Source organism: Streptomyces sp. NPDC028314, assembly GCF_055565795.1.
Window position 1 is genome coordinate 346,745 of the sequence record NZ_JBVHTP010000008.1, and the last position, 23,058, is coordinate 369,802.

Below are 23,058 nucleotides of genomic sequence, written 5' to 3' on the forward strand. Positions count from 1 at the left end.
ACCAGCGTCCCACTCCCGCCGGTCAGACGCCCGCGTACGAGTGCTTGCCGCTGAGCAGGATGTTCACGCCGTAGTAGTTCCAGATCCAGCAGGCGAAGGCGAAGAGCGCGAGGTACGCGGCCTTGCGGCCCTTCCATCCGGCCGTGGCCCGGGCGTGCAGGTAGCAGGCGTACGCCACCCACGTCACGAACGACCAGACCTCCTTGGGGTCCCAGCCCCAGTAGCGGCCCCAGGCGTCGCCGGCCCAGATCGCGCCCGCGACGATGGTGAAGGTCCACAGCGGGAAGACGGCCGCGTTGATCCGGTACGAGAACTTGTCGAGCGAGGCAGCCGAGGGCAGCCGCTCCATCACCGAGGTGCGGAACCGGCCCGGGGTGCGTCCCTGCTCCAGGTGGCTCTCGTAGCCGTCGCGGAAGAGGTAGAGCACCGCGCCGGCCGCGCCGATGTAGAAGACCGCGCCGCAGAAGATGGCGGTCGAGACGTGGATCCACAGCCAGTACGAGTCCAGGGCGGGCACCAGCTGGTCGCTGTCGGTGTAGAGCCACTTGGTGGCGATGCCCAGGTCGAGCAGCACGGTGGTGACCAGGATCAGGCCCAGCCAGCGCACGTTCTTCTTCAGCGCGAGCAGCAGCAGGTACGCGCCGACGGCCACCGTGGAGAAGGTGAGCGAGAACTCGTACATGTTGCCCCAGGGGGCCCGCTGCACCGACATCGCGCGGGCGACGACGCCCCCGGCCTCGATGAGGAAGGCCAGCGCGGTCAGCGAGACCGCGACCCGCCCGTACAGGTCGCCCTGCTCGGTGCCACCGGCCGCGCCCGGGCCGTCGGGCACGTCCCGGGTGCCGGCGGCGGAGCGGGTGACGACCTTCGGCTTGTCGAGGACGGCGGTGCCCCCCTTGGAGCGCACCTGCACGGCGGGGGCCTCGGCGGCCTTCCCGGCGGTCAGGGCCGCGGCGGTGCGGGCCACCTTGCTGCGGCTGCCGAAGGTCCACTCCGCGATGTGCGCGAAGAAGGCGAGCGTGTAGACCGCCATCGACGAATAGACCAGGTAGTTGCTGATCTGCGCCAGATTCTCATTGGCTGCTACTGCGAGCGGTGTCATCCGCGCTCCCCTTCAACGTTTTCCTCGACAGGTTGATCGGGCGCCGTCGGCGCCTGCTCGTGGAGCGCGGCGGACAGTACCGCCAGTTCCTCCGGGAGCTTGGCGGACTCGCTGCGGCCGAGGCCCGCCATCTCGACGACGGTCACGCCGTCCTTGCCGGTGGCCGCCCGGACCCAGACCCGGCGGCGCTGGATGAACAGCGAGGCCGCCAGGCCGCCGATGGCGGCGATGGCACCCGCGAGGGCGAGGCCGTTGGCGGGCTGCTGGGTGACCGAGAAGGTCGCCCAGCGCTCGATCCCCTCGAACTTCACGGTGCCCGCGCCGTCCGGCAGGGTCATCGTCTCGCCGGGCAGCATGCGCTGCTTGAACAGCTCGCCCTTGTCGTCCTTGAACTCCTGCAGCTTCGAGGTGTTCAGCTGGTACACGTTCTGCGGAAGGCCCGAGTCGACGCCGAGGCTGCCGTGGTAGGCGCTGAGCGCGAGGACGGGGAAGTCCAGGGCGGGGAACTGCGAGAGCATCGTGCCCTTGCCCTCGCCCGCGAAGGTGGGCACGAACATGGCGTTGAAGCCGAGCTGTTCCTGCTTGCCGTCCTTGTTCCGGTAGCCGTCGGTGACCTTGACCGCGCCGGAGGAGCTGAGGTTCGCGTCGAACGGCAGCATCGGCACGGCGTCCTTGAAGACCACCTTGCCGGTGGGGTCGGACACCGAGATGACCGGCGCGTAGCCGTGGCCCAGCAGGAAGACCTTGGAGCCGTCGATCTCCAGCGGCTTGTTGACCTCGATCTCGGTCTTGACCGGCTTGCCGTGCGCGCCCTCGCTGTAGGTGACGTACGCCTTGAAGTCGCGCGGGGTGCCCTTCTGCGGGCCGGTCTTCTCGTACGTCGCGTCGAACTGGTCCAGGGTGAACGAGAACGGCGGCAGGTTGTCGGAGGAGAAGAGGCTGCCGGACTTGAAGTCGTCGTACTGGGTGAGCGTGTTCGAGAAGCCCTTGCCGCGCAGGACGAGCTTGCCGCCCTCGGACTTGTAGAGCTGCCCGGCCGCGAAGGCCACCAGCATGAAGATCAGGGCGATGTGGAAGGCCAGGTTCCCGGCCTCGCGCAGGTAGCCCTTCTCGGCGGCGACGGAATTGCCCGCCGCCTCGGTGCGGAAGCGGCGCCCGCCGAGCACGTCCTCGGCGTACGCGAGCACCTCGTCCGGGGACTTCTCCGTACGCCACGTCGCGTACGCGGGCAGCCGGTCGAGCCGCTTCGGCGCGCCGGGCGGGCGGCCGGCGAGCTGGCCGACGAACTGCCAGGTGCGGGGGATGATGCAGCCGATCAGCGACACGAACAGCAGGATGTAGATCGCGGAGAACCACACCGAGCTGTAGACGTCGAAGAGCTGGAGCTTCTCCGCGACGGGCACCCAGAACTCGTGGGTCCGCTTCCAGTCCGCGACCTTCATCGCGTCGACCTGGGTCTGCGGGATGAGCGAGCCGGGGATGGATCCCAGGGACAGCAGGAAGAGCAGGATCAGCGCCACCCGCATGGAGGTGAGCTGCCGCCAGAACCAGCGGGCCCAGCCGAGCACGCCGATGCCCACGGGGGCGCCGGGGCCGTCCTCCAGGGGGGCGGTGGACAGCTGGGCGCCCGCGGCGGCGTCGGCGTTCGCCTCGGCCTGCTCGGTGGACTCGTGCGGCGCCTCGGCGGACGCCTTGTCGGTCGTACTCATGTCCGTGTAGTCCTCAGATCCCCACCGTGAAGCCCTTGGTCCAGCTCTGCATGTCGCTGACGAGCGTGCCCCACCAACCTGTGACGAGCAGCAGACCGGTGATGACCAGCATGGCCCCGCCGATCCGCATCACCCACGCGTAGTGCCTCTTCACCCAGCCGAAGGCGCCGAGCGCCTTGCGGAAGGCGAGCGCGGTGAAGATGAAGGGCAGTCCCAGCCCCAGGCAGAACACGACGGTGAGCAGCGCGCCCCGGCCGGCGGTGGCCTGGTCGATGGAGAGCGTGTTGACCGCCGCCAGCGTAGGGCCCATGCAGGGGGTCCAGCCGACCCCGAAGAGCACGCCGAGCACCGGCGCGCCGACCAGGCCGATCGCCGGCTTCTTGTGGAAGCGCAGCTCGCGCATCGTCAGGCCCGGGATCCAGCCCATGAAGAAGAAGCCGAGGACGATCACCAGGCCGCCGAGCACCCGGGAGATGACCGGCTTGTTGTCCGCGAGGGTGTCTCCGAAGTAGCCGAAGAGCGCGCCGGTCGAGGTGAAGACGGCCGTGAAGCCGAGGACGAACAGGCTCGCGCCGGCCAGCATCCGCCCGCGCCGGGCTTCCGCGAGGTCGGCTCCGCCCACGCCGGTCACGTAGGAGAGGTAGCCGGGCACCAGCGGCAGCACGCAGGGCGAGAAGAAGGAGACCAGTCCGGCGAGCAGGGACAGGGGCAGGGCCAGCAGCAGCGCGCCGTTGAGGACGGTCGCGTTCGCGCCGGTCGCCTCGGCGGCGAGGACGAACCCGGGCAGTTCGGTCACCACGGGGTCACTGCTCCGCGAGGAGCGGGTCGATCATCGAGCGCAGCTGCTCCTCGTTGACCGCGACCAGGGTGCGGGCGGCGATCCTGCCCGCCTTGTCGAGGACGATCGTGGAGGGGATGGACTGCGGGTTGAGCGTGCCCTTGGGGAAGCGGAGCATCAGCTTGCCGTCCGGGTCGTAGAGGCTCGGGTAGGTGATCCCGTAGGTCTCTTCGAAGGAGGCGGCGTTCTGCTTGCTGTTGTCGCGGGTGTTCATGCCGACGAAGGCGACGTCCTTGCCGGCGTCGGCCAGCTCCTTCGACACCTTCGCGAAGTACGGGGCCTCGGCGCGGCACGGCGGGCACCAGGAGCCCCAGACGTTGAGGACGACGACCTTGCCCTTGAGGGTGGTGGTGTCGAGCGTCTTGCCGTCGACGGTCTCGCCGTCCAGCTTGGGGGCCTCGGTGCGGTCCCCCTTGGCGACGGTGGAGATGCCGCTGGGGCCGGTCACGTAGTTGCCGCCGGCGGAACCGGAGGGCTTGCCGCCGCTGCCCGAATCGCTGCACGCCGTAAGGGTCGCGGCGCTCACGAGGGCCACCGCGCCCAGCAGGACGGCGCGGCCACTGGTCGAGCGGCGGCTGTTTCGACGACGACGGGCGCGGCTGAGGCTCATGTGAAAAGTTTCGCATGAGCGATTTGCGGATCTTCCGCACCCCCCGGCCGGATGTCAACGCGCTGGTCAGGTCGTGGACAGATACGTGCGCCAGCCACCGGTCGGCGCCTGGCCCGGTCCGAGGCCGCGCAGCCTGTCCAGCACCTTGGGGTCCTGGACGTCCAGCCAGTCGGTGAACTGACGGAACGAAACGAGTCGTACATCCTTTTTGTCCGCCATGCCCTTCAGGGCTTCCTCGACGGCATCCATGTAGATCCCGCCGTTCCACTCCTCGAAGTGGTTGCCGATGAAGAGGGGGGCGCGGTTGGTCTCGTAGGCCCGCCGGAAGCCTCCGAGGTAGGCGCTGGTGGCCTGCGTGCGCCAGCCGGGGTAGTTGGCGGCGACGCCCTTGGTGGTGTTCTTCGACTGGTTCGCGAGGATGTTGTAGTCCATCGACAGCACCTCGAAGGAGTGCCCGGGGAAGGGCAGGGACTGCAGGGGCAGGTCCCACAGGCCGGACTTCTTCACCGGCCACTGCTGGAGGCCGCCGGGCGAGGAGGCGTCGTAGCGCCAGCCGAGCTGCTGCGCGGTGGGCAGCATGCCGTCCCGGCCGAGCAGGCAGGGGGTGCGGGCGCCGACCAGCTCCTTTCGGTAGTCGAAGGGCAGCGGTTCGAGGTCGGTGAAGCCGGTGTTGGTGCGCCAGTTGGTGACGAACGACACGGCCTGGTCGATCTCGCTGCGCCAGTCCTCGGGCGTCCAGCGGGCCACGGAGCCGGGACCACCACAGAAGTGGCCGTTGAAGTGGGTGCCGATCTCGTGGCCGTCGAGCCAGGCCTCGCGGACGTGGCGCAGGGTGTTGCGGACGTTCTCGTCCTTGAGGTAGCCGATGTCGGAGGCTCCGACGGGATTGTTCGGCGGGTGGTAGAGGCTCTTCCGGGACTCCGGCAGGAGGTAGAGGCCGGACAGGAAGAAGGTCATGGCCGCGCCGTGGTCCTTGGCCACCTTGAGGAAGCGCGGGAAGAGGCCGTTGCCGATCTCGCCCGCGCCGTCCCAGCTGAAGACGACGAACTGGGGCGGGGTCTCCCCCGGCTGGAGCGGGACGGGGGCGGCCGGCTGGTGGGGCTGCGGGCCGGTGTCGGCGGTGGAACCGTCCCCGAGGGGCCGGGCGGGGGGTGGACCGCCGGTCTTCGGCCCGTTGGCGGGCCCGTTCGGCCCGCCCGGGCCGGCTCCGCCTCCGCAGCCGGCGAGACCGACCGCGGCGGCGCCGAGCCCGAGGCCGAGCGCGCCGCGCCGGGTGAGGTCGCGTGTCCTCCACACATCGCTCATGAAATGTCATACAAACGGACAGTCAGGAGTCGCTGAAGAGCGGACACGGCGCGTCGCGCCAACTTGTATGAAATTAGGAAAATCCATGGGGAGCTCATGGGCCGGGCACCGCGCGTGGCGCGCCCACCCGCGGGTATACGGCCCCCCGGACCGTGGCGGCATGCGAAGGGCGGTGTACGAGGAGCCGCCCCCGCACACCGCCCGGACGTGCGCGGGTCTACGCCCCGAACGCCTTCGACTTGCCCTTCACCGGCTTCGCCCCGGCCAGGAGATGGGCCGGGACCAGGTCCCGGGCCGGCTCGCTGTAGCCCACCGAGACCAGCCGTTCGCCCTGGTACGTGAACGAGGTCAGCGAGGCCAGCGTGCACTGGCGGCGCCGCGGGTCGTGCCACAGCCGGCGCTTCTCCGCGAAGCTGCGCACGATCCAGATCGGCAGCTGGTGGCTGACCGCCACCGCCTCGTGGCCGCGCGCCGCGTCCCGCGCCGCCTCGATCGCGCTCATCATCCGGACGACCTGCTCGACGTACGGCTCGCCCCAGGAGGGCTTGAACGGGTTCGTCAGGTGCTTCCAGTTGGCGGGCTTGCGCAGCGCGCCGTCGCCCACGCCGAAGGTCTTGCCCTCGAAGACGTTGCCCGCCTCGATCAGCCGGCCGTCCGTCGCCAGGTCCAGGCCGTGCACCTTCGCGATCGGCGCGGCCGTCTCCTGCGCCCGCTCCAGCGGGGACGCCACGACGTGCGTGATGTCCCTGCCCTGGAGGTGCTCCGCGACCCGGTCGGCCATCTGGCGGCCGAGCTCGGAGAGGTGGTAGCCGGAGCGGCGGCCGTAGAGGACGCCGTCCGGGTTGTGCACCTCGCCGTGGCGCATCAGGTGCACGACGGTGATGTCCGCGCCGCTCATGCCGTGGCCTCCGCTGCGGCGCGGGCGGCGGCGGGCAGCGCGGCGGCGATCCGCTCGACGGCCCGCTCGTCGTGGGCGGTGGACACGAACCAGGACTCGAACGCCGACGGCGGCAGGTAGACGCCCTGCGACAGCATCGAGTGGAAGAAGCCGTTGAAGCGGAAGGCTTCCTGCTTCTTCGCGTCGTCGTAGTTCCTGACCGGGTCCTCGGTGAAGAACACGGAGAACATGTTGGAGGCCGTCTGCAGCCGGTGCGCCACGCCCTCCTTGGTCAGGGCCTCGGTCACGAGCGCCTGGATCCGGCTCGACACCGCGTCCACCTTCTCGTACGCCGCCTCGTCCAGCAGCCGCAGCTGCGCGAGCCCGGCGGCGGTGGCGATCGGGTTACCGGAGAGCGTGCCCGCCTGGTAGACCGGGCCGGCCGGGGCCAGGTGGCCCATGACGTCGGCGCGGCCGCCGAACGCCGCGGCCGGGAAGCCGCCGCCCATGACCTTGCCGAAGGTCATCAGGTCGGGCTTCACCCCGTCCACGCCGTACCAGCCGGCGCGGGAGGTGCGGAAACCGGTCATCACCTCGTCGGAGATGTACAGCGCGCCGTTCTCCCGGCACAGGTCCGCGAGCCCCTGGTTGAACCCTTCACCGGGGGTGACCACGCCCATGTTGCCGGGCGCGGCCTCGGTGATCACACAGGCGATCTCGCCGGGGTGCGCGGCGAAGGCCGCCCGGACCGCGTCGAGGTCGTTGTACGGGAGCACGATCGTGTCCCCGGCCTGCGCGCCCGTCACGCCCGGGGTGTCCGGCAGCGCGAAGGTCGCGAGCCCGGAACCGGCCGCGGCCAGCAGCGCGTCGACGTGGCCGTGGTAGCAGCCGGCGAACTTCACGACCTTGGCGCGGCCGGTGAACCCGCGGGCGAGCCGGATCGCGGACATGGTCGCCTCGGTGCCCGAGGACACCAGGCGCACCTGCTCCACGGGGGCGATCCGCGCGACGATCTCCTCCGCCAGCGCGACCTCGCCCTCGCCGGGCGTACCGAAGGAGGTGCCGCGGGCGACGGCGGCCTGGACCGCCTCGATCACGGCCGGGTGGGAGTGGCCGAGGATCATCGGCCCCCACGAGCAGACCAGGTCGACGTACTCGCGGCCGTCGGCATCGGTCAGATACGGACCGGTACCAGACACCATGAACCTGGGCGTACCTCCCACGGCGCGGAAGGCGCGCACGGGAGAGTTCACGCCGCCGGGCGTCACTACGGACGCGCGCGTAAACAGGTTCTGCGAGACTGGGGCTTCATACGGATACGGGTAGCTCACACCAGCCATGGTCTCAGAGGCCGCGACAGACTTGCGGACGGGCGTTTCACCGCGCCGCCCCGGGGGAGGTCACTGCCATGATGATCAGGCTGCGTGGCGGGGGCCGCGGGGCCGGGGCAGGCAATACCAGTCGGGTGGAGATATGCAACGCGGTGGTGGACCGGGCGAGGGTACGGACGGCCTGGACCCGCAGCGCGCCCGCGATGCCCGCCGCAGCCGGGGCAAGCACCGGCGCAGGGCCGCTGACGCGGCAGATCCCCTACCCGGCCCGATCCAGTCGCCCGACAGCCTTCCCAAGGGCCGCGGCATGGGCGTGACGTACAAGTACTTCGGCGCCCCCGACGGCGCGACGGCGGCCCGGGTGCCGGTGACCATGCGCCCGGAGGAGCTGGGCGGCGACGAGCTCGGCATGGGCGGCCTCTTCACGAAGATCAAGCCGGAGACGGTGGCCGCGATGGTGCTGACCGGCATCGAGGGCATACCCCTGCACAAGGTGCCCCCGCTGGAGCTGGTCGTCCTGCACCCCGACTACGCGGTCGTCAAGCTCCCGATGACGGTGGTCGACCCGCTGCGCGGGGTGGGCGAGGAGTCGGTCGGCGCGGCCGCCTTCATCTGGTCCACGGTCCCCGACCGGGGCGGCCCGCGCGACGCGTTCAACGTCTACCAGCTGCTCCACGAGTGGCAGGACTTCTCCCACCGCCTCCACGAGGCCGGCCACCAGCCGTACTGCCTCGTCTGGCCCTGACCCGCCTGCCTTCCCCGGGTTCGCACGGAACCCTGGCCCGAGGGTGCCCGCCCCGGTGTCCGGTGTCCGGTGTCCGGTGTCTGCGGCGACCGGCCGGCGGCCGGTGACCGGTTCCCGAGGCGCCCGTTCGGCAAGGAGACCACCCATGGCGACGACCTCGCCGCTTCCGTCGCGGGCGTCCTGCCGCCCGCTCCTCCCAGCCCCCTCCCAGGCGGTCTGATGCCCTCCGGCCGACCCGCGCGCGGCATCCTGAGCTCCTCGTGGTGGCGTACCCGCTCGCGCAGGGCGGTGGCGGCGGGGAAGCGGCTGCAGGCCGCCGCCGAGGCCCGGTTCCCGGTGATCACGCACATCGCGGAGCGCATGATCGCGGTGAACATCCTCGACTCCGCGACACGGCTGGCCTCGCAGGTCTTCCTGACCGCGGTGCCCCTGCTCTTCGTCATCGCCTCCTTCGCCCCGCAGGGCCTGCGCACGGAGCTGGCCGCGTCGCTGCGCACGGTGTTCGGGCTCGGCGGGCAGTCGTGGCAGCAGCTGGACGACCTCTTCCGCGGCGCCGACGGCGACCTCCAGGGCGCGGTGGGGGTGGTGGGCGGCCTGATGGTGCTGCTGTCGGCGACCGCGGTGAGCCGTGCCGTACAGCGCCTGTGCCGGCGCGCGTGGCAGGTTCCGGCGCGGACGGGGAAGCGGATCGTCGTCGGGCGCTGGATCGCCTGGATCTCCGTCTGGGTGTGCCTGCTCGCCGTTCAGGGGCCCGTGCGCGACGGCTTCGGTGTGGGGCTGTGGCTGGGGGTGCCGCTCACGCTCGTCCTCCAGACGGCGCTGTGGTGGTGGACCCAGCACCTGATGCTGGGCGGGGCGCTGTCCTGGCTGCCGCTCCTGCCGGGCGCGGTGCTCGTCGCCGGGGCGACGACCGCGCTGTCGCTCGGCGCGCGCGTCTACATGCCGATCGCCCTGGAGGCGGCTCTGAACACCTACGGGTCGGCCGGCTCGGTGTTCGTCCTGCTGTCCTGGCTGATCGTGGTGTGCGCGGCCGTCGCCGTCGCCGTCACCGCGGGCGCCGCCCTGGCGCAGGAGCCGTACCTGGCACGGAGGCTGGGCACTCCGCCCCCGGTACGGCAGCCGGTCAAGGAGACCTGAGGGGCGGGGAGGGAGCCCCGGTGTCCTCCGCGCCGGGTGGGTTGTCCGTGCCCGCGCCGCCGGGTGGGTTGCCCGTGCCCGCGCCGCCGGATGGGTTGTCCGTGTCCTCGGCCAGGAAGTCCGCCACCGCGAGGGCGAAGAGCAGCGCGAGGGCGAGGCCCAGGACCACCCAGCCGGTGGGCCGGGACCACAGCACGTAGACGAGCACCGCCGCCGCCACGAGGATCCAGGTGATCCAGACGCGGTGGCGGTGCACGAAGGGACCGACGGGCCCGGTGCGCAGGCCCGCCCGGTCGGCCGTGGCCCGGGTGGCGGCGATGCCGGAGTGCCACAGCTGGCGGGCGACGGTGGCGGACCGGCCCGGGCCGGACAGCCAGGCGGCGAGGGCGAGGACCACGCCCAGGACCACGACCGAGCGGACCGCGGTCCGCAGGTAGCGGACCAGGGCGTCATAGACGGAGCCGGCCGCCGGCTGGGAGACGCTGTCGGGCAGGGCGCCCAGGTAGACCGTACGGAAGACGGTCAGCCCGATGCCGACGACCAGCGCCGCGACGGCGAACCCGAGGGCCGCGGCGACCAGCGCACGGCGGCGGCGGGCGGCCAGCAGGACGCCCGCCGCCGCGAGCAGGACGGCGAGGACCGGCAGCCACAGGCCGGCGAGCTGGAGGAGCCGGAAGCCCGTCTTCACCTTGCCGATGTCGTCGGACCGGACCACGGTGAAGTCGGTGTGGAGCTCGGGGATCTTGGCGGCGACGGTGAGGCCGGAGTCGACGAGGCGCTGCTTCACCCGCTCGATCACGGGGGCGAGGTCGAGCGTCACCGTGTCGTTGTGGATCTGCACGGCCGCGTCGCCGCTGCCGGTCAGGGCCCGTACCAGCGAGGTGTGCACGGCGCGGTTGGCGTCGGTCCACACCGTCTCGAAGGCGTCCGAGGCGACGACTTCCCGGGCCTTGTCGTGGACGAAGCTGCGGACCGCGCCCTCCAGGGAGTCGCCGAGCTTGCCCAGCGCCTTTCCGAGCAGGGGGCGCTGATCGGGGGCCACGCCCTCCAGGAGCGTGTTCAGGTCGATGTGCTCCATGACCGCACCGGTGACCCGGTTCGCGACGGCGTCCTGGACGTCCGCGTCGGAGGCGAGCGGGGCGACCGTGGCGACGTACCGGTCGGTGTCACCGGTGATGTCGGAGGTCCAGGCCGCCAGGAGGCCCAGCGGGACCAGGACGCAGCCGATGACGATCAGCAGGGCGGCCAGCAGCGAGCGCATGCGGTGCCGGGGCGGCGGCCGTCTGGCCGCTTCGGCCTCCAGCGCCGCGACCCGCGCCCGCAGCGCGGCCAGCTCACCCGCGGGTTCCACGTCCGGCATCCGCCGACCTCCCTGTGCCTGGGGCTTCAGGCAAAGCCGCGTGCCTGGGGGCTCAAAGCCGCGTGCCTGGGAGCCCCAGACAAACCCGCCCGGCGCGGCCCGGCGCGGTGGAGCGGGCCGATCGGGTGAGGCCGGCCGCGCGGCGGCTGTTCTGGAACGACCGGTTGGGTATGGGGTAGCCTGGCGATCATGGCCAGACCCAAGGAGTTCGACCCGCAGACCGCCCTGACGGCGGCGATGGAGCTGTTCCGGCGACAGGGGTACGAGGCCACCTCGGTCCAGGACCTGGTGGACGCCCTGGGGATCAACCGCTCCAGCATGTACGCCGCCTACGGCTCCAAGCACGATCTGTACCTCAAGGCGCTCGACCTGTACTGCGCCGTCGAGGCGGACCGGGCCCGCGAGGAACTCGCCGGGACCGGAGCGGACCGCGGGGCCGTACTGCCCGTGCTGCGCCGGTTCCTGCTCTCGTACGTGGACACCGCGCTGGCGGACCCGGAGCAGGCCGGGTGCCTGGTCACCCACGGCGTGCTGGAGCGGCTGCCGGGGGACGCCGAGGCCGCCACCCGGCTCGGCGGCGCCCTCGGCTCGCTGGAGGAGGCGTACGCCTACCTGCTGCTGCGGGCCCGGACCGCCGGGGAGATCCCGGCGGGGGCCGACGTACGGGCCGCCGCGCGGCTCCTCGTCACGCTGACCCAGGGCCTGCGGGTCATGGAGCGGGCGGCGGACCGCGCGTACCTGGTCCAGGTCGTCGACCAGGCGCTCGGCGGCCTCGCGGGCGGCGGCCTGGCGGGCGGCAGCCTCGCGGTGGGTGCCTGACGCCCCTGACCGCACCCCCTTGCCCCGTGCGGCGGGGCCGGCTTCGCCCTGCCCACATTCTGAAACGATCGTTTAGTTATGGAAGGCTGTGACACCTGCCGTGCCCAAAGCCGTGTACGTCCTCGCTCTCGGCATCTTCGCCATGGTCACCGGTGAGTTCGTGGTGGCCGGCCTGATGCCCCGGATATCCGAGGGGCTGGGCGCCACCGTCCCCGAGGTCGGCTACCTGATCACCGCGTTCGCCGTCGCCATGGCCCTCGGCGGGCCGCTGCTGGCCGCGGCCGTGCTCAAACTCCCGCACAAGAGCGCCCTGATGCTCCTCTTCGCCGTCTTCCTGGTCGGGAACCTCCTCGCCTCGCTGGCCACCGGCTACGCGTCGATGCTCGTCGGACGGGTCATCAGCGGCGTGGCCTCCGCCGCCTTCTTCGGGGTCTCCCTGTCGGTCGTCGCCCGGATCACCGGGCCCGAGGTGCGCGGCAAGGCCATCGGCGCCGTCATGAACGGCCTGATGCTGGGCACCCTGCTCGGCCTGCCCCTGTCGACCTTCGTCGGCGGACAGCTGGGCTGGCGGGCCGCGTTCTGGGCGATCTCCGCGCTGACGGCCGTCGCCGCGCTCGCCACCGCGGTTGGGGTGCCGTCCCTGCCGGAGGCGGGCGGGGCGGGCGGCTCCGTGCGGGAGGAGCTGGCCGCGTTCCGCCACCCGAGGCTGTGGCTGGCCTTCTCCACCTCGACGCTGATCATCGGCGCGACCTTCTCCGCCTTCAGCTACTTCACGCCGATCCTGACCGAACTCACCGGCTTCAGCCAGGGGTCGGTGCCGTGGCTGCTGGTCGGCTACGGCGCCGCGACCGTCCTGGGCAACCACGTCGTCGGCCGGTACGCGGACACCCACACGGTGGTCACCCAGCTCATCGGACTCGGCCTGAACATGGTCTTCCTCGCCGGCTTCGCGCTCTTCGCCGAGGTCACGGCGCCCGCGCTGATCTTCATGGCGGGCATCGGACTGGTCGGCGTCACGATGAACCCCTGCATGATCACCCGGGTGCAGCGCACCGCGAACGCGCGGCCGCTGGTGAACACCGTGCACTCCTCCTTCATCACGCTCGGCATCGTGATCGGGTCCTGGCTCGGCGGCGTGGGCATCAACGCCTACGGGCTGCGGGCGCCGCTCGTACTCGGCGCGCTCCTGGCCTTCCTCGGGCTCTTCACGCTCCTGCCGGACGTGCGGAGGGCGGCGGCCGTACGCTCCTGAGGCATGGACGAGAAGGTACGGCTGACCCCCTGGTCGGGGGACGACTTCTGGCTGCTGCGGCGGTGCAACACCCCGGAGATGACCCGGCATCTGGGAGGCCCGGAATCCGAGGAGCGGCTCGCCGACCGCCAGCGGCGCTACGAGGCCCTGAGCGCGCGGGAGCCGGCGGCCGGGCGGATGTTCCGGGTGACCCTGGCCGGGACGGGCGAGACGGCGGGCTCGATCGGCTTCTGGGAGCGGGAGTGGCAGGGCCGGCCGGTGTACGAGACGGGCTGGGCCGTCCTGCCGGAGTTCCAGGGGCGGGGGCTGGCGGCGGCCGCGCTGACGGAACTCATCGCCTACGCCACCGCCCACGGCTCCCGCCCGGACCTCCACGCCTTCCCGGGCGTGGACCACCCGGCGTCCAACGCGGTGTGCCGGCGCGCGGGCCTCACCTGCCTGGGCGCGTTCGACTTCGAGTACCCCCCAGGCACCCCCCACCCCAGCAACGACTGGCACCTCCCCCTCCACCCCAAGCCCTGACCCGCCCCCGGCGCCCGCAGCCCGGCTGCCCGGGCCCGCGCGCCCGGGCCCGAATGCCCGTGCGGGCCCGCCCCGGCGGGGCGGGCCCGCACGGGCACGCCGCCGGGGCGCAGCTCCGGGCACGCCGCCGGGGCCGGGTCCGGACGTCCGCGCCCCGGCGGGGCCGGGCTCGGCCCTGACCGGGGCGGATGCCCGGGGCGGGTGCCCGGCGGTCCGGCCCGGGCCCCGCCAAGCCGCGTGCCCGGGGCCGGGTGCCCGGCGGGTGCGGCTTCGGGCCCCGCGGAGCGCGAAGGCGGGGCCGCGGCGCAGGCGGGGTCGGCTACGGGAGGAGGATCAGGCGGCCGCGGGTGCCCGGCTGGGCCAGTAGGGCGTGGGCCTTGGCGGCGTCGGCGAGGGGGAGCGTGTCCGACACCCGGAGGCGGAGCGCGCCCGCGTCGACCAGCGACACCAGCCGCGCCAGGTGGGCGCCGTCGGCGGCGACCTCCTGTTCCGCGATCCGGATGCCCCGCTCCGCCGCCGGGGCGCCGTGGGGGCGCAGGCCCACGTAGACCCCGCCGTCGCGGACGGAGGCCAGCGCGGCCTCGCCCAGGACCGCCGCGTCCAGGACCCCGTCCACCGGCGCGGCCGGCGCCGAGCCGCGCGGCACGAACCCGGACGCGCCCAGCGACCGCACCAGTTCCTCGTCCTCCGCCCCCGCCAGGGCCGTCACCACCAGCCCGGCCCGGGCGGCCAGCTGGACCGCGAGGCCGCCGACCACCCCCGCCGCGCCGGTGATCAGTACCGTGGAACCGGGGGCGAGCCCCAGCAGGTCCACGGCCCGGGCCGCCGTCAGCCCGCTCAGCGGCAGCACCGCCGCGGCCGCGTCGTCCACCGTCGCGGGCGCCGCCGCCACCGCCCCGGCGTCGAGCACCACGTACTCGGCGTGCGTGCCGAGCGGCTTCACCGGGCCGTAGTGGAGGCCGACCACGCGCCGCCCGACGCTCCAGTCGCCCGTCACCCCCTGGCCGACCTCGTCGATCTCGCCCGCCACGTCCCAGCCGAAGCCGATCCGCTGCCCCTCGCCGCCGAAGACCCCGGCCCGTACCGCGCCGTCCACCGGGTTCAGCCCGGCGGCCCGGACCCGGATCCGCACCTGCCCGGGCGCCGGCCGCGGGATCGCGACCTCGGCCACCTCCACCCGCTCCGGACCGCCGAAGACGTCCACCACGGCCGCCCACATCGTCGTCCCGTTCGCCCGACCGTTCGCCGTCCCGTTTGCCGTCGTGCCGTTCGTCTGCCCGTTCGTCTGCTCGCTCATCGTTCTCCCCGTTCGCTTCGGTCATCGCTTCGTTCGGGCTTGGCGCTCCGGCCGACTCCGTTCGGCCGTTCCCGATGACCACTAACCTAGGGAGAGGTACTCTCTTTTCGTAAGTACGTACTTCGGAGTGCGTACCCGACCCGGAAGTGGGCACCCATGGCCACCCGCACCGCCGAAGCCCGCCGCGACGCGGCCCGCGCCGCCTACGACGCCTTCGTCAAGGAGTGCCCCACCAGCCAGCTCCTGGCCCGCATCAGCGACAAGTGGGTCGGCCTCGTCGTCAGCGCCCTCCGCCAAGCCGAGACGGGCTCCATGCGGTACAGCGACCTCGGCCGCAAGATCCCCGGCGTCAGCCAGAAGATGCTCACCCAGACCCTCCGCTCCCTCGAACGCGACGGCCTCGTCACCCGCACCGTCACCCCCTCCGTGCCCGTCCGCGTCGACTACCGCCTCACCGAGCTCGGCGGCAGCCTGGCCTGCCTCCTCTCCTCCGTGAAGCTCTGGGCCGAGAACCACTTCGACGACGTCAGCGCCCACCGCGAGGCCTACGACGAGGCCACCGCGGCCGGGTAAATTCGGCCGCGCCGCACGGTCGGCAAATGGCATGCTGGGCCTGTGAACGGACCCGGCATTCAGCTCACCCTCGCCCCCGAACTGCACGTGTTCGCCCCGCCCAGCCGGCGCGCCGAACGCGTGCCGACGACCACCGACGGCGCCTCCAGCCTCGGCCACGTCGTCGAATCGGCCGGCGTCCCGCTCACCGAGGTCGGCCGACTCCTCGTCGACGGCCAGGAGGTGCCCGTCTCGTACGTGCCCCGGGCAGGCGAGTCCGTCGAGGTGTTCGGCGTCGACCGTCCCCAGCAGGTCCCGCAGCAGAACCCGGGCACCCCGCTGCGCTTCCTCCTCGACGTCCACCTCGGCACCCTCGCCCGGCGCCTGCGCCTCCTCGGCGTCGACGCCGCGTACGAGAACGAGGACATCGGCGACCCCGCGCTCGCCACCCGCTCCGCCGCCGAGAACCGCATCCTGCTCTCCCGCGACCGCGGCCTGCTGCGCCGCCGCGAGATCTTCGCCGGGGCCTACGTCTACAGCGACAACCCCGACGAGCAACTGCGCGACGTCCTCAGCCGCTTCGCCCCCGTACTCGCGCCCTGGACCCGCTGCTCCGCCTGCAACGGCCCGCTCCGCTCGGCCGACAAGGACAGCGTGGGCGACCGCCTCGAACACGGCACGCAGCGCTCGTACGACGTGTTCGCGCAGTGCACCGACTGCGAGCGCGTCTACTGGCGCGGCGCCCACCACGCCCGGCTGGAGCGGATCGTCGACGAAGCGGTCGCCGAATTCGGCGACGGCACCGCCGCGTAACTCACCGCGGGGGCGGTCCCCGGCTGGCAGACTTCCCGAGCATGACTGCCGCTGAGGACATCGTCGACGTAGCCGTCGTCGGCGCCGGGCCCACCGGACTCCTGCTCGCCGGCGACCTCGCCGCCGCCGGACTCTCCGTCACCCTCGTCGAACGACGCCCCCGCACCGCCGCCAACCTCACCCGAGCCTTCGCCGTGCACGCCCGCACCCTCGAACTGCTCGACGCCCGCGGCCTCGCGGACGAACTCGTCTCCACCGGCCAACGGATCGACCGGGCACGCCCCTTCGGTGGCACGACCCTCTCCCTTCGACAGCTGCGCTCCCGCTACCCCTTCGTGCTCATCACCCCTCAATATGAGACGGAAAAACTGCTGGAGCGCCGCGCACTGTCCACAGGTGTGCACATCCGGTACGACTGTCGGATCACCGGCCTCCGCCAGACCCAGGACAGCGTCACCCTCACCGCCGAAACCCCGGGCAAGACCCCTGCCCCGGCCGACGGAACACCCGCCACCCCGCAGGCAGCCCAGGAGATCCGCGCGCGCTACGTCGTCGGCGCCGACGGTGTCCGCTCCACCATCCGCCAGGCCTTGGACCTGCCCTTCCCCGGCCAGGCCGTGGTCCGCTCCATGGTGCTGGCCGACGTCCGCCTGACCGACCCGCCCGAAAACGTCCTCACCGCCAACGGCACGGCCCACGCCTTCGCCTTCCTCGTCCCCTTCGGCGACGGCTGGTACCGCGCCATCGCCTGGCTCCGCGACACCGACTCCGACGCCGCCCCGAGCGAACCGGGCGACCCCGTCGACCTCGACGAACTGCGGGCCATCACCCGCCAGGCCCTCGGCACCGACCACGGCATGCACGACCCCCGCTGGATGTCCCGCTTCCACAGCGACGAACGCCAGGTCCCCCGCTACCGCGTCGGCCGCGTCTTCCTCGCCGGAGACGCCGCCCACGTCCACTCCCCGGCCGGCGGCCTCGGCATGAACACCGGCCTCCAGGACGCCGCCAACCTCTCCTGGAAGCTCGCCGCGGTCCTGCGCGGACAGGCCCCGGACCCCGAAGCCCTCCTCGACAGCTACGACCGCGAGCGCCACCCCGTCGGCCGCCAAGTCCTGCGCACCAGCGGAGCACTCGTCCGGGCCGTCATGGTCAAGGACCCCGTCCGCCGCGCCTCCCGCAGGCTGGGCGCCGCCCTGCTGGCCCGGATCGGCCCCGCCCGGGACCGCGCCCTCGGCGTCCTCACCGGCCTCGCCCTCGCCTACCCGCCGCCACCCGGCACCCGCCGCCCCTCACCCGCCGGCCGCCGCGTCCCCGACCTGCCGCTCGCCGGGGGCCTGCGGCTGTACGAGGCCCTGCGCGGCGGGGGCTTCGTCCTCATCACCCCGCCCGGCCGGGCCACCCCGCCCGGAGCCCCGCTCGCCCACCACCACTGGCGCACGGACCGGCGTACGGCGTGCGTGCTCGTACGCCCCGACGGATACCTCGCCTGGAGCGCGGAACGGGCCGGCGACTCCGAGATCGCGGCGGCCACCGCGACCTGGCTCCTCCCCCAAACCGAAGCCCAGACCCAGGCCGGGGCCGAAGCCCAACCAGCCCAAGCCCAAGCCGAAGCCCAGGCCCAGCCCCAAGCCCAACCCCCCGGAGCCCCGGAAGCCCCCGAGACCCCCGAGACCCCCGGAGGCCCGGCTCAGAAGGCGTAGGTGTCGCCCGTGTCCAGGGCCAGCACCGCGTGCTCGTTGTTGTTGTGGTTGCGGTCGGTCGCGCCGCCGTTCCACCACGTGTCCACCCGGAGCACCACCTCCGGCACCGGCTCCGCCAGCTCCAGCCGCAGCCCGATGTGCCGGCCCCGCCCGTGCAGCGGCAGCGCGCCCGTCTCGCACACCACCTCGCGCAGCCCTGCCCGCGCACAGCCCTCCGCCAGCTCCTGCCGCGGCGCGAGATCGGCCGACAGCCGCAACCGCACCGTGGCATCGGGCAGCTCGGACGGCCCCTCGTTCTCCGGAACCAGCAAGACCCTCAGCTGCCCGTGGGCCAGCGAGACCCGGCCGTGGTAGGCGACGTCCGCCTCCGGCCCGGCCCACGCCCCGGCGCTCCCGGCCCCGCCGAGCACCAGCAAGCCCGCCACCACCACACTCCGTACGGCACCACGGCGCACCGCCACCACCTCCTCGCGCGGACGCTAGCCAGCCGCCGCCCCCACCGGTCGGACCATCACACGATCGAGGGCGAGCCGGGCCCACCGGACGGCCAACCGGCGGCATCCGCCCACCCGCATATGCTGGCCGGAAGTCGTCCGTACGAACGAGGAGCCCCGTCCATGAGCACGGCCACCCGAACCGCCGTAGTCACCGGCGCGAGCAGCGGAATCGGCGCGGCCACCGCCCGGCAGCTCGCCGCGGCCGGCTACCACGTCGTCCTCACCGCCCGCCGCAAGGACCGCATCGAAGCCCTCGCCGCCGAGCTCACCGAAGCCGGGCACGAGGCCACCGCCCACGCCCTCGACGTGACCGACCGCGCCGCCGTCGACGCCTTCGCGGCCTCCCTCGACCGCTACCCCTCCGTCGACGTACTGGTCAACAACGCCGGCGGCGCCATCGGGGCCGAGCCCGTCGCCACCGGCGACCCCGCCGACTGGCGCACGATGTACGAGGTCAACGTCATCGGCACGCTCAATGTCACCCAGGCCCTGCTCCCGGCCCTCACCGCCTCCGGCGACGGCACGGTGGTCGTCCTCTCCTCCACCGCCGGCCACTCCACCTACGAGGGCGGCGCGGGCTACGTCGCCGCCAAGAACGGCGCCCGCGTCATCGCCGAGACCCTCCGCCTGGAGATCGTCGGCCAGCCGGTCCGCGTCATCGAGATCGCCCCGGGCATGGTCAAGACGGACGAGTTCGCGAAGACCCGCTTCCGCGGCGACGCCGACAAGGCCGAGAAGGTCTACGCGGGCGTCGCGCAGCCCCTGTCCGCCGACGACGTGGCCGACACCATCACCTGGGCGGTGACCCGTCCCAGCCACGTCAACATCGACCTCCTGGTGGTCCGCCCCCGCGCCCAGGCCTCGAACACGAAGGTCCACCGCGAGCTGTAACCCCGGCAGGACACCCCTGGACCAGCCTCGCCGACCGCAGGTGCGGCATGAGGGCCGCCGGCTTCAGCCCGGCGGCCTTCGCCCCTACTTGGGCGTCGCCTCGGCCGACATCAGCCCCGGCTTGAGGCAGTTGCACCCGACCCCCTCGGCCGGGCCGTCCGCCGGCACCTCGAAGGTCGCCGTCAGGCTCCGCCGCACGTCGGCCTTCTTCCACGACTTGGCCTCCCCGCCCAGCAGCACGTCCACGTCCCCGCCCTTCCCGAACCTGAAGGTGTACGAGGCCTTGGCCGCCAAGTGCTCGGTGCGCACGTACGAGCAGGTCACCAGCGACTTCCCGTCCGCCAGCCGCAGCACCGGCAGCTCCGGGCCCGTCTCCTCGAAGGCATAGCCGTGGGTGGTGGCCCCGGCGAGCGTCGGGTACTCCGCGTTGTACGCCTCGACGACCCCGCTCGTGAGCTCGCCGGGCACGAAGTCCTTGCTCCCGGTCTCCTCGCGCGGCGCGGTGAAGCTCAGGTACTCGGCGTACTTCCCGCACACCTTCCGGCTCTCGGCCGCGGCCGGCGACAGGTCCACCGCGTCCGCCGCGTTCCGGCCCACGGTCGCGATCGACTTCTCCCGCACCCGGAAGCCGTGCCGGTCCTGGGAGGTGTCCGCGAACTCACCCGGCTGGAGCGCCCTGGGCTGCCGGGCGGTCAGCCAGGACATGACGGCCGCCTTCCACGGCGCCCCCGGCGCCTCCTGCACGAAGTAGTGCAGCGCGGAGGCCCGGTCGTTCTTCTCTTCGGACGCACCACTGCTGACCACGGCGAACGACCTCGGGTACCCCGGCTGGTCCCGCTCCGCCGGGATCAGGAAGTCCGGCCGGTGGAACCTGGCCTCCACCCCCCAGTTCCCGTGCCGCCGCAGCAGCTCGTAGGTGGTCAGGCTCTGTGCCAGCAGCGGCCCCGTCTCCACCTTGGCGATCGCGTCGCTGTCCCGCCGGTTGAGCGAGGCGCCCTGCTCCCACTCGTACGTGGAGAAGACCTGCTCGGCCTGCGCCCTGCTGATCACCATCGGCACCTCGGGCGCCGCCGGCGGAGCCGGTCTCAGCGGCTTGGCCGCCGGCTCGGACGTACATCCGGCCACCCCGAGCACCACCGCGGCCACGACCGCTCCGGCAACCCACCGATACCCCGCCACGAGACTTCCCCCCAAGGACCCACCCGACTGATTCAGGCCGATGAAATCACGCCACTGCCGGACCCGTGCACGCGGAAGGGCCCGGACCGTCACCGGCCCGGGCCCTTCCACTCCCCCGACTCCGCGTCCGGGCGTCAGCCCTTGACGCAGATGACCTGCTTGAGCTTGGCCACGACCTGCACCAGGTCGGTCTGCTGGTCGATGACCTGCTCGATCGACTTGTACGCGCCCGGGATCTCGTCCACGACGCCCGAGTCCTTACGGCACTCCACACCCTTGGTCTGGTCCGCCAGGTCCCGCGCGGAGAACCGCTTCTTCGCCGCCGTCCGGCTCATCTTGCGGCCCGCGCCGTGCGAGGCCGAGTTGAAGGACTTCTCGTTGCCGAGCCCCTTCACGATGTACGAGCCCGTCCCCATGGACCCCGGGATGATCCCGTAGTCACCGCTGCCGGCGCGGATCGCGCCCTTCCGCGTGACCAGCAGGTCCATGCCGTCGTACCGCTCCTCCGCCACGTAGTTGTGGTGGCAGCTGATCTCCTGCTCGAAGGAGACCTTCGCCTTCCGGAACTCCCGGCGGATGACCTCCTTGAAGAGGCTCATCATCACGGCGCGGTTGAACTTGGCGTACTCCTGCGCCCAGAAGAGGTCGCTGCGGTACGACTCCATCTCCGGGGTGGCCGCCAGAAACACCGCCAGGTCCCGGTCGACCAGGCCCTGGTTGTGCGCGAGGCCGCGGGCCACGCCGATGTGGTGGTCGGCCAGCTCGTTGCCGATGTTGCGGGATCCCGAGTGCAGCATCAGCCAGACCGAACCCGACTCGTCGAGACAGAACTCGATGAAGTGGTTCCCCCCGCCGAGGGTGCCGATCTGCTTCGCGGCCCGCTCGCGGCGGTACTTGACCGAGTCGGTGATGTAGTCGAAGCGCTGCCAGAGGTCGTCGAAGGCCTTCTCCTTCGCCTCGAAGCCGTACAGCCGCCCCGGGTCCACGGGCTCCCTGTGCAGGCCCGCCCCCACCGGGATCGCCCGCTCGATCTTCGAGCGCAGCCCCGACAGGTCCCCCGGCAGGTCGTTCGCCGTCAGGGAGGTCTTCACCGCCGACATGCCGCAGCCGATGTCCACGCCCACCGCCGCCGGACAGACCGCGTCCTTCATGGCGATGACCGAGCCGACGGTCGCACCCTTGCCGTAGTGGACGTCGGGCATGACGGCAAGACCCTTGATCCAGGGAAGGGTCGCGACGTTGCGCAGCTGCTGCATCGCGCTGTCCTCGACGGACGCCGGGTCCGTCCACATCCGGATCGGGACCTTCGCCCCGGGCACCTCTACATACGACATAACAGCCTCAATACCCCGTTAACCACAGGAAAGTCGGAATACGCAAAAAGCCTCGCTCTTGACCCCAAACCAGACAAGGGACCGGCGCCAGCACCAGCGTGTGCGATAGACATTGTGTCCATCCGCGCCCGAGCCGCGGCAACGCATTTTCCTGACCGCCGGGCGGCCGGCCGGTCGAAGGGAGCCATTGGACGTGCAGCGCAAGGCGGTACGGCGGCCACTCCTGCCAGGCATCGCGATGCTCACCGCACTCGTGGCCGGAGTCACCGGCCTCACCGGGTGCACCGACGGGAACGACACCGGGAGCACCACCGACGCGAAGGCCGGCGGCAACGCCGTCGCACCCGCACAACCCGGGAAGTACCGCGTCCTGCCCGCGCCCTGCAAGGCCGCCGACGGGAAGCGGCTCAAGGCCATGCTGCCCCCCGCCGACAGCCTCACCGAGGAGCAGCGCGAGCAGCTGTACGCCGGGATCGCGGACGCCTCGTACGACGGGGACCGGCGCGTCGGCTGCCGCTGGAGCGGGCAGACCCCCTCGGAGACGCTGCTGCTGTCGGTCGGGTTCGAGCGCGTGGTCTCGTACGACCGCGCCACGGCCAGCGACGACGACAAGGCCCACCAGGTCTTCGTACGCCGCCTCACCGAGGCCCACCTGCCCTTCCCCGGGCCGACGCACAGCCCCTCGGCCGCCCCCTCGGCCCCCGCGCCGGGCTCCTCCCCCGCACCCTCCACCGCGCCCTCCGCACCCCCTGCCGCGAGCGCCCCGCCCGCCGGCGGCCCGGCCCCCGGCGGCGCCCCGGCCGGCCCGCCCAGCGGCTCCCCCAGCGGCACGCCCACCCCCACCGCGCCGCCCGAGCTCGGCTCCCGCGTCCTGGAGGACCTCGGCAACGAGGCCTACGTCGAGGACAAGCTGAGCGCCGCCGGGGCCAGCGCCGCGCAGTCGCGCACCGTGCGGATTGTGTTCCGTACCTCGAATGTCATCGTCACCGTCGAGTACAGCGTGCAGCCCGCGCTCCCCGGCATCGTCCCGTCCAGCGCGGAAACCCAGGACAAAGTGAGCCAGTTGGCACAGGCCCTGGTCGAGCGTTTCAACAACTGACCCCGCCCGACCCGAGGGGCGTACGGGGCCCGCGTGACGGCGCGCACAGCAGCCGGGCGCCGGGTCGGGCTACCGTTGCCCGGGAC

22 protein-coding genes are annotated in these 23,058 nt (G+C 72.5%); 10 read left to right on the plus strand and 12 right to left on the minus strand.

Features of this window, described 5'->3' with window-relative positions:
* Positions 1-22 precede the first annotated feature (22 nt).
* The 7 genes from ccsB to hemL form a co-directional block, all read right to left on the minus strand.
* Positions 23-1,102, minus strand: coding sequence for a c-type cytochrome biogenesis protein CcsB (gene ccsB, locus ACZ4TG_RS20645; RefSeq protein WP_468164730.1), 1,080 nt, complete (start codon positions 1,100-1,102; stop codon positions 23-25).
* Positions 1,099-2,811, minus strand: coding sequence for a cytochrome c biogenesis protein ResB (resB, locus tag ACZ4TG_RS20650; RefSeq protein WP_468164732.1), 1,713 nt, complete (start codon positions 2,809-2,811; stop codon positions 1,099-1,101). Before resB ends, ccsB begins: the two co-directional genes overlap by 4 nt.
* A 13-nt stretch (positions 2,812-2,824) precedes the next feature.
* Positions 2,825-3,610: a cytochrome c biogenesis CcdA family protein gene (locus tag ACZ4TG_RS20655; protein WP_468164734.1), complete on the minus strand. Its 786-nt coding sequence runs from the start codon at positions 3,608-3,610 to the stop codon at positions 2,825-2,827.
* 4 nt (positions 3,611-3,614) lie between these two features.
* Positions 3,615-4,259 carry a TlpA family protein disulfide reductase gene (locus ACZ4TG_RS20660; RefSeq protein ID WP_468164736.1) on the minus strand — a complete coding sequence of 215 codons (645 nt, stop codon included), beginning with the start codon at positions 4,257-4,259 and terminating at the stop codon, positions 3,615-3,617.
* A gap of 66 nt (positions 4,260-4,325) precedes the next feature.
* Positions 4,326-5,564 (minus strand): polysaccharide deacetylase family protein, encoded by a 1,239-nt coding sequence (locus tag ACZ4TG_RS20665; RefSeq protein WP_468164738.1) that lies wholly within the window; start codon positions 5,562-5,564, stop codon positions 4,326-4,328.
* A 217-nt stretch (positions 5,565-5,781) separates the two neighbouring features.
* Positions 5,782-6,462, minus strand: coding sequence for a histidine phosphatase family protein (locus ACZ4TG_RS20670; RefSeq protein ID WP_468164740.1), 681 nt, complete (start codon positions 6,460-6,462; stop codon positions 5,782-5,784).
* Positions 6,459-7,781 (minus strand): glutamate-1-semialdehyde 2,1-aminomutase, encoded by a 1,323-nt coding sequence (hemL, locus tag ACZ4TG_RS20675; RefSeq protein ID WP_468164743.1) that lies wholly within the window; start codon positions 7,779-7,781, stop codon positions 6,459-6,461. Before hemL ends, ACZ4TG_RS20670 begins: the two co-directional genes overlap by 4 nt.
* 298 nt (positions 7,782-8,079) lie before the next feature.
* Between hemL and ACZ4TG_RS20680 the strand changes: the two genes are divergently transcribed.
* The gene (locus tag ACZ4TG_RS20680) at positions 8,080-8,517 is read left to right on the plus strand and encodes a hypothetical protein (protein WP_053675327.1); all 438 of its coding nucleotides are present in this window, start codon (positions 8,080-8,082) and stop codon (positions 8,515-8,517) included.
* 219 nt (positions 8,518-8,736) lie between these two features.
* A complete protein-coding gene (locus ACZ4TG_RS20685; protein ID WP_468164745.1) occupies positions 8,737-9,654 on the plus strand; it encodes a YhjD/YihY/BrkB family envelope integrity protein in 918 nt (305 codons plus the stop codon).
* On the opposite strand, the gene ACZ4TG_RS20690 is transcribed toward ACZ4TG_RS20685, so the two are convergent.
* A complete protein-coding gene (locus ACZ4TG_RS20690; RefSeq protein WP_468164747.1) occupies positions 9,641-11,014 on the minus strand; it encodes a hypothetical protein in 1,374 nt (457 codons plus the stop codon). The genes ACZ4TG_RS20685 and ACZ4TG_RS20690 overlap by 14 nt on opposite strands.
* Positions 11,015-11,203: 189 nt before the next feature.
* Between ACZ4TG_RS20690 and ACZ4TG_RS20695 the strand changes: the two genes are divergently transcribed.
* From ACZ4TG_RS20695 to ACZ4TG_RS20705, 3 genes are all read left to right on the plus strand, one after another.
* A complete protein-coding gene (locus ACZ4TG_RS20695; RefSeq protein WP_468164749.1) occupies positions 11,204-11,833 on the plus strand; it encodes a TetR/AcrR family transcriptional regulator in 630 nt (209 codons plus the stop codon).
* Positions 11,834-11,933: 100 nt separating this feature from the next.
* Positions 11,934-13,085, plus strand: a complete 1,152-nt coding sequence (locus ACZ4TG_RS20700; RefSeq protein WP_468164751.1) for an MFS transporter — start codon at positions 11,934-11,936, stop codon at positions 13,083-13,085.
* Positions 13,086-13,088: 3 nt separating this feature from the next.
* Complete coding sequence (locus tag ACZ4TG_RS20705; RefSeq protein WP_468164753.1) at positions 13,089-13,607, plus strand: GNAT family N-acetyltransferase; 519 nt, start codon at positions 13,089-13,091, stop codon at positions 13,605-13,607.
* A gap of 319 nt (positions 13,608-13,926) precedes the next feature.
* On the opposite strand, the gene ACZ4TG_RS20710 is transcribed toward ACZ4TG_RS20705, so the two are convergent.
* Positions 13,927-14,826 carry an NADP-dependent oxidoreductase gene (locus tag ACZ4TG_RS20710; RefSeq protein WP_468164867.1) on the minus strand — a complete coding sequence of 300 codons (900 nt, stop codon included), beginning with the start codon at positions 14,824-14,826 and terminating at the stop codon, positions 13,927-13,929.
* Positions 14,827-15,060: 234 nt separating this feature from the next.
* Between ACZ4TG_RS20710 and ACZ4TG_RS20715 the strand changes: the two genes are divergently transcribed.
* From ACZ4TG_RS20715 to ACZ4TG_RS20725, 3 genes are read left to right on the plus strand one after another with little or no spacing between them, the layout of a single operon-like run.
* The gene (locus ACZ4TG_RS20715) at positions 15,061-15,477 is read left to right on the plus strand and encodes a winged helix-turn-helix transcriptional regulator (protein WP_468164755.1); all 417 of its coding nucleotides are present in this window, start codon (positions 15,061-15,063) and stop codon (positions 15,475-15,477) included.
* A gap of 42 nt (positions 15,478-15,519) precedes the next feature.
* A complete protein-coding gene (locus ACZ4TG_RS20720) occupies positions 15,520-16,269 on the plus strand; it encodes a Mut7-C RNAse domain-containing protein (protein WP_468164757.1) in 750 nt (249 codons plus the stop codon).
* A 41-nt stretch (positions 16,270-16,310) separates the two neighbouring features.
* Complete coding sequence (locus ACZ4TG_RS20725) at positions 16,311-17,972, plus strand: FAD-dependent monooxygenase (protein ID WP_468164759.1); 1,662 nt, start codon at positions 16,311-16,313, stop codon at positions 17,970-17,972.
* On the opposite strand, the gene ACZ4TG_RS20730 is transcribed toward ACZ4TG_RS20725, so the two are convergent.
* Complete coding sequence (locus ACZ4TG_RS20730) at positions 17,960-18,397, minus strand: hypothetical protein (RefSeq protein WP_468164761.1); 438 nt, start codon at positions 18,395-18,397, stop codon at positions 17,960-17,962. The two genes, ACZ4TG_RS20725 and ACZ4TG_RS20730, sit on opposite strands and share 13 nt — an antisense overlap.
* 192 nt (positions 18,398-18,589) lie before the next feature.
* Between ACZ4TG_RS20730 and ACZ4TG_RS20735 the strand changes: the two genes are divergently transcribed.
* The gene (locus ACZ4TG_RS20735; protein ID WP_468164763.1) at positions 18,590-19,360 is read left to right on the plus strand and encodes an SDR family oxidoreductase; all 771 of its coding nucleotides are present in this window, start codon (positions 18,590-18,592) and stop codon (positions 19,358-19,360) included.
* Positions 19,361-19,444: 84 nt separating this feature from the next.
* Here ACZ4TG_RS20735 and ACZ4TG_RS20740 read toward each other — a convergent pair whose 3' ends face one another.
* Positions 19,445-20,539: a DUF8094 domain-containing protein gene (locus ACZ4TG_RS20740; RefSeq protein ID WP_468164765.1), complete on the minus strand. Its 1,095-nt coding sequence runs from the start codon at positions 20,537-20,539 to the stop codon at positions 19,445-19,447.
* A gap of 134 nt (positions 20,540-20,673) precedes the next feature.
* The gene (locus tag ACZ4TG_RS20745; protein WP_468164767.1) at positions 20,674-21,873 is read right to left on the minus strand and encodes an RtcB family protein; all 1,200 of its coding nucleotides are present in this window, start codon (positions 21,871-21,873) and stop codon (positions 20,674-20,676) included.
* A gap of 193 nt (positions 21,874-22,066) precedes the next feature.
* Between ACZ4TG_RS20745 and ACZ4TG_RS20750 the strand changes: the two genes are divergently transcribed.
* Positions 22,067-22,972 carry a DUF3558 domain-containing protein gene (locus tag ACZ4TG_RS20750; protein WP_468164768.1) on the plus strand — a complete coding sequence of 302 codons (906 nt, stop codon included), beginning with the start codon at positions 22,067-22,069 and terminating at the stop codon, positions 22,970-22,972.
* Positions 22,973-23,058: the final 86 nt, after the last annotated feature.

Coding starts and splice junctions, on each gene's coding strand:
- ccsB (WP_468164730.1), bottom strand. CDS start 1,102: ATGACACCGCTCGCAGTAGCAGCCAATGAGAATCTGGCGCAGATCAGC.
- resB (WP_468164732.1), bottom strand. CDS start 2,811: ATGAGTACGACCGACAAGGCGTCCGCCGAGGCGCCGCACGAGTCCACC.
- ACZ4TG_RS20660 (WP_468164736.1), bottom strand. CDS start 4,259: ATGAGCCTCAGCCGCGCCCGTCGTCGTCGAAACAGCCGCCGCTCGACC.
- ACZ4TG_RS20665 (WP_468164738.1), bottom strand. CDS start 5,564: ATGAGCGATGTGTGGAGGACACGCGACCTCACCCGGCGCGGCGCGCTC.
- ACZ4TG_RS20670 (WP_468164740.1), bottom strand. CDS start 6,462: ATGAGCGGCGCGGACATCACCGTCGTGCACCTGATGCGCCACGGCGAG.
- hemL (WP_468164743.1), bottom strand. CDS start 7,781: ATGGCTGGTGTGAGCTACCCGTATCCGTATGAAGCCCCAGTCTCGCAG.
- ACZ4TG_RS20680 (WP_053675327.1), top strand. CDS start 8,080: ATGGGCGTGACGTACAAGTACTTCGGCGCCCCCGACGGCGCGACGGCG.
- ACZ4TG_RS20685 (WP_468164745.1), top strand. CDS start 8,737: ATGCCCTCCGGCCGACCCGCGCGCGGCATCCTGAGCTCCTCGTGGTGG.
- ACZ4TG_RS20690 (WP_468164747.1), bottom strand. CDS start 11,014: ATGCCGGACGTGGAACCCGCGGGTGAGCTGGCCGCGCTGCGGGCGCGG.
- ACZ4TG_RS20695 (WP_468164749.1), top strand. CDS start 11,204: ATGGCCAGACCCAAGGAGTTCGACCCGCAGACCGCCCTGACGGCGGCG.
- ACZ4TG_RS20705 (WP_468164753.1), top strand. CDS start 13,089: ATGGACGAGAAGGTACGGCTGACCCCCTGGTCGGGGGACGACTTCTGG.
- ACZ4TG_RS20710 (WP_468164867.1), bottom strand. CDS start 14,826: ATGTGGGCGGCCGTGGTGGACGTCTTCGGCGGTCCGGAGCGGGTGGAG.
- ACZ4TG_RS20715 (WP_468164755.1), top strand. CDS start 15,061: ATGGCCACCCGCACCGCCGAAGCCCGCCGCGACGCGGCCCGCGCCGCC.
- ACZ4TG_RS20725 (WP_468164759.1), top strand. CDS start 16,311: ATGACTGCCGCTGAGGACATCGTCGACGTAGCCGTCGTCGGCGCCGGG.
- ACZ4TG_RS20735 (WP_468164763.1), top strand. CDS start 18,590: ATGAGCACGGCCACCCGAACCGCCGTAGTCACCGGCGCGAGCAGCGGA.
- ACZ4TG_RS20745 (WP_468164767.1), bottom strand. CDS start 21,873: ATGTCGTATGTAGAGGTGCCCGGGGCGAAGGTCCCGATCCGGATGTGG.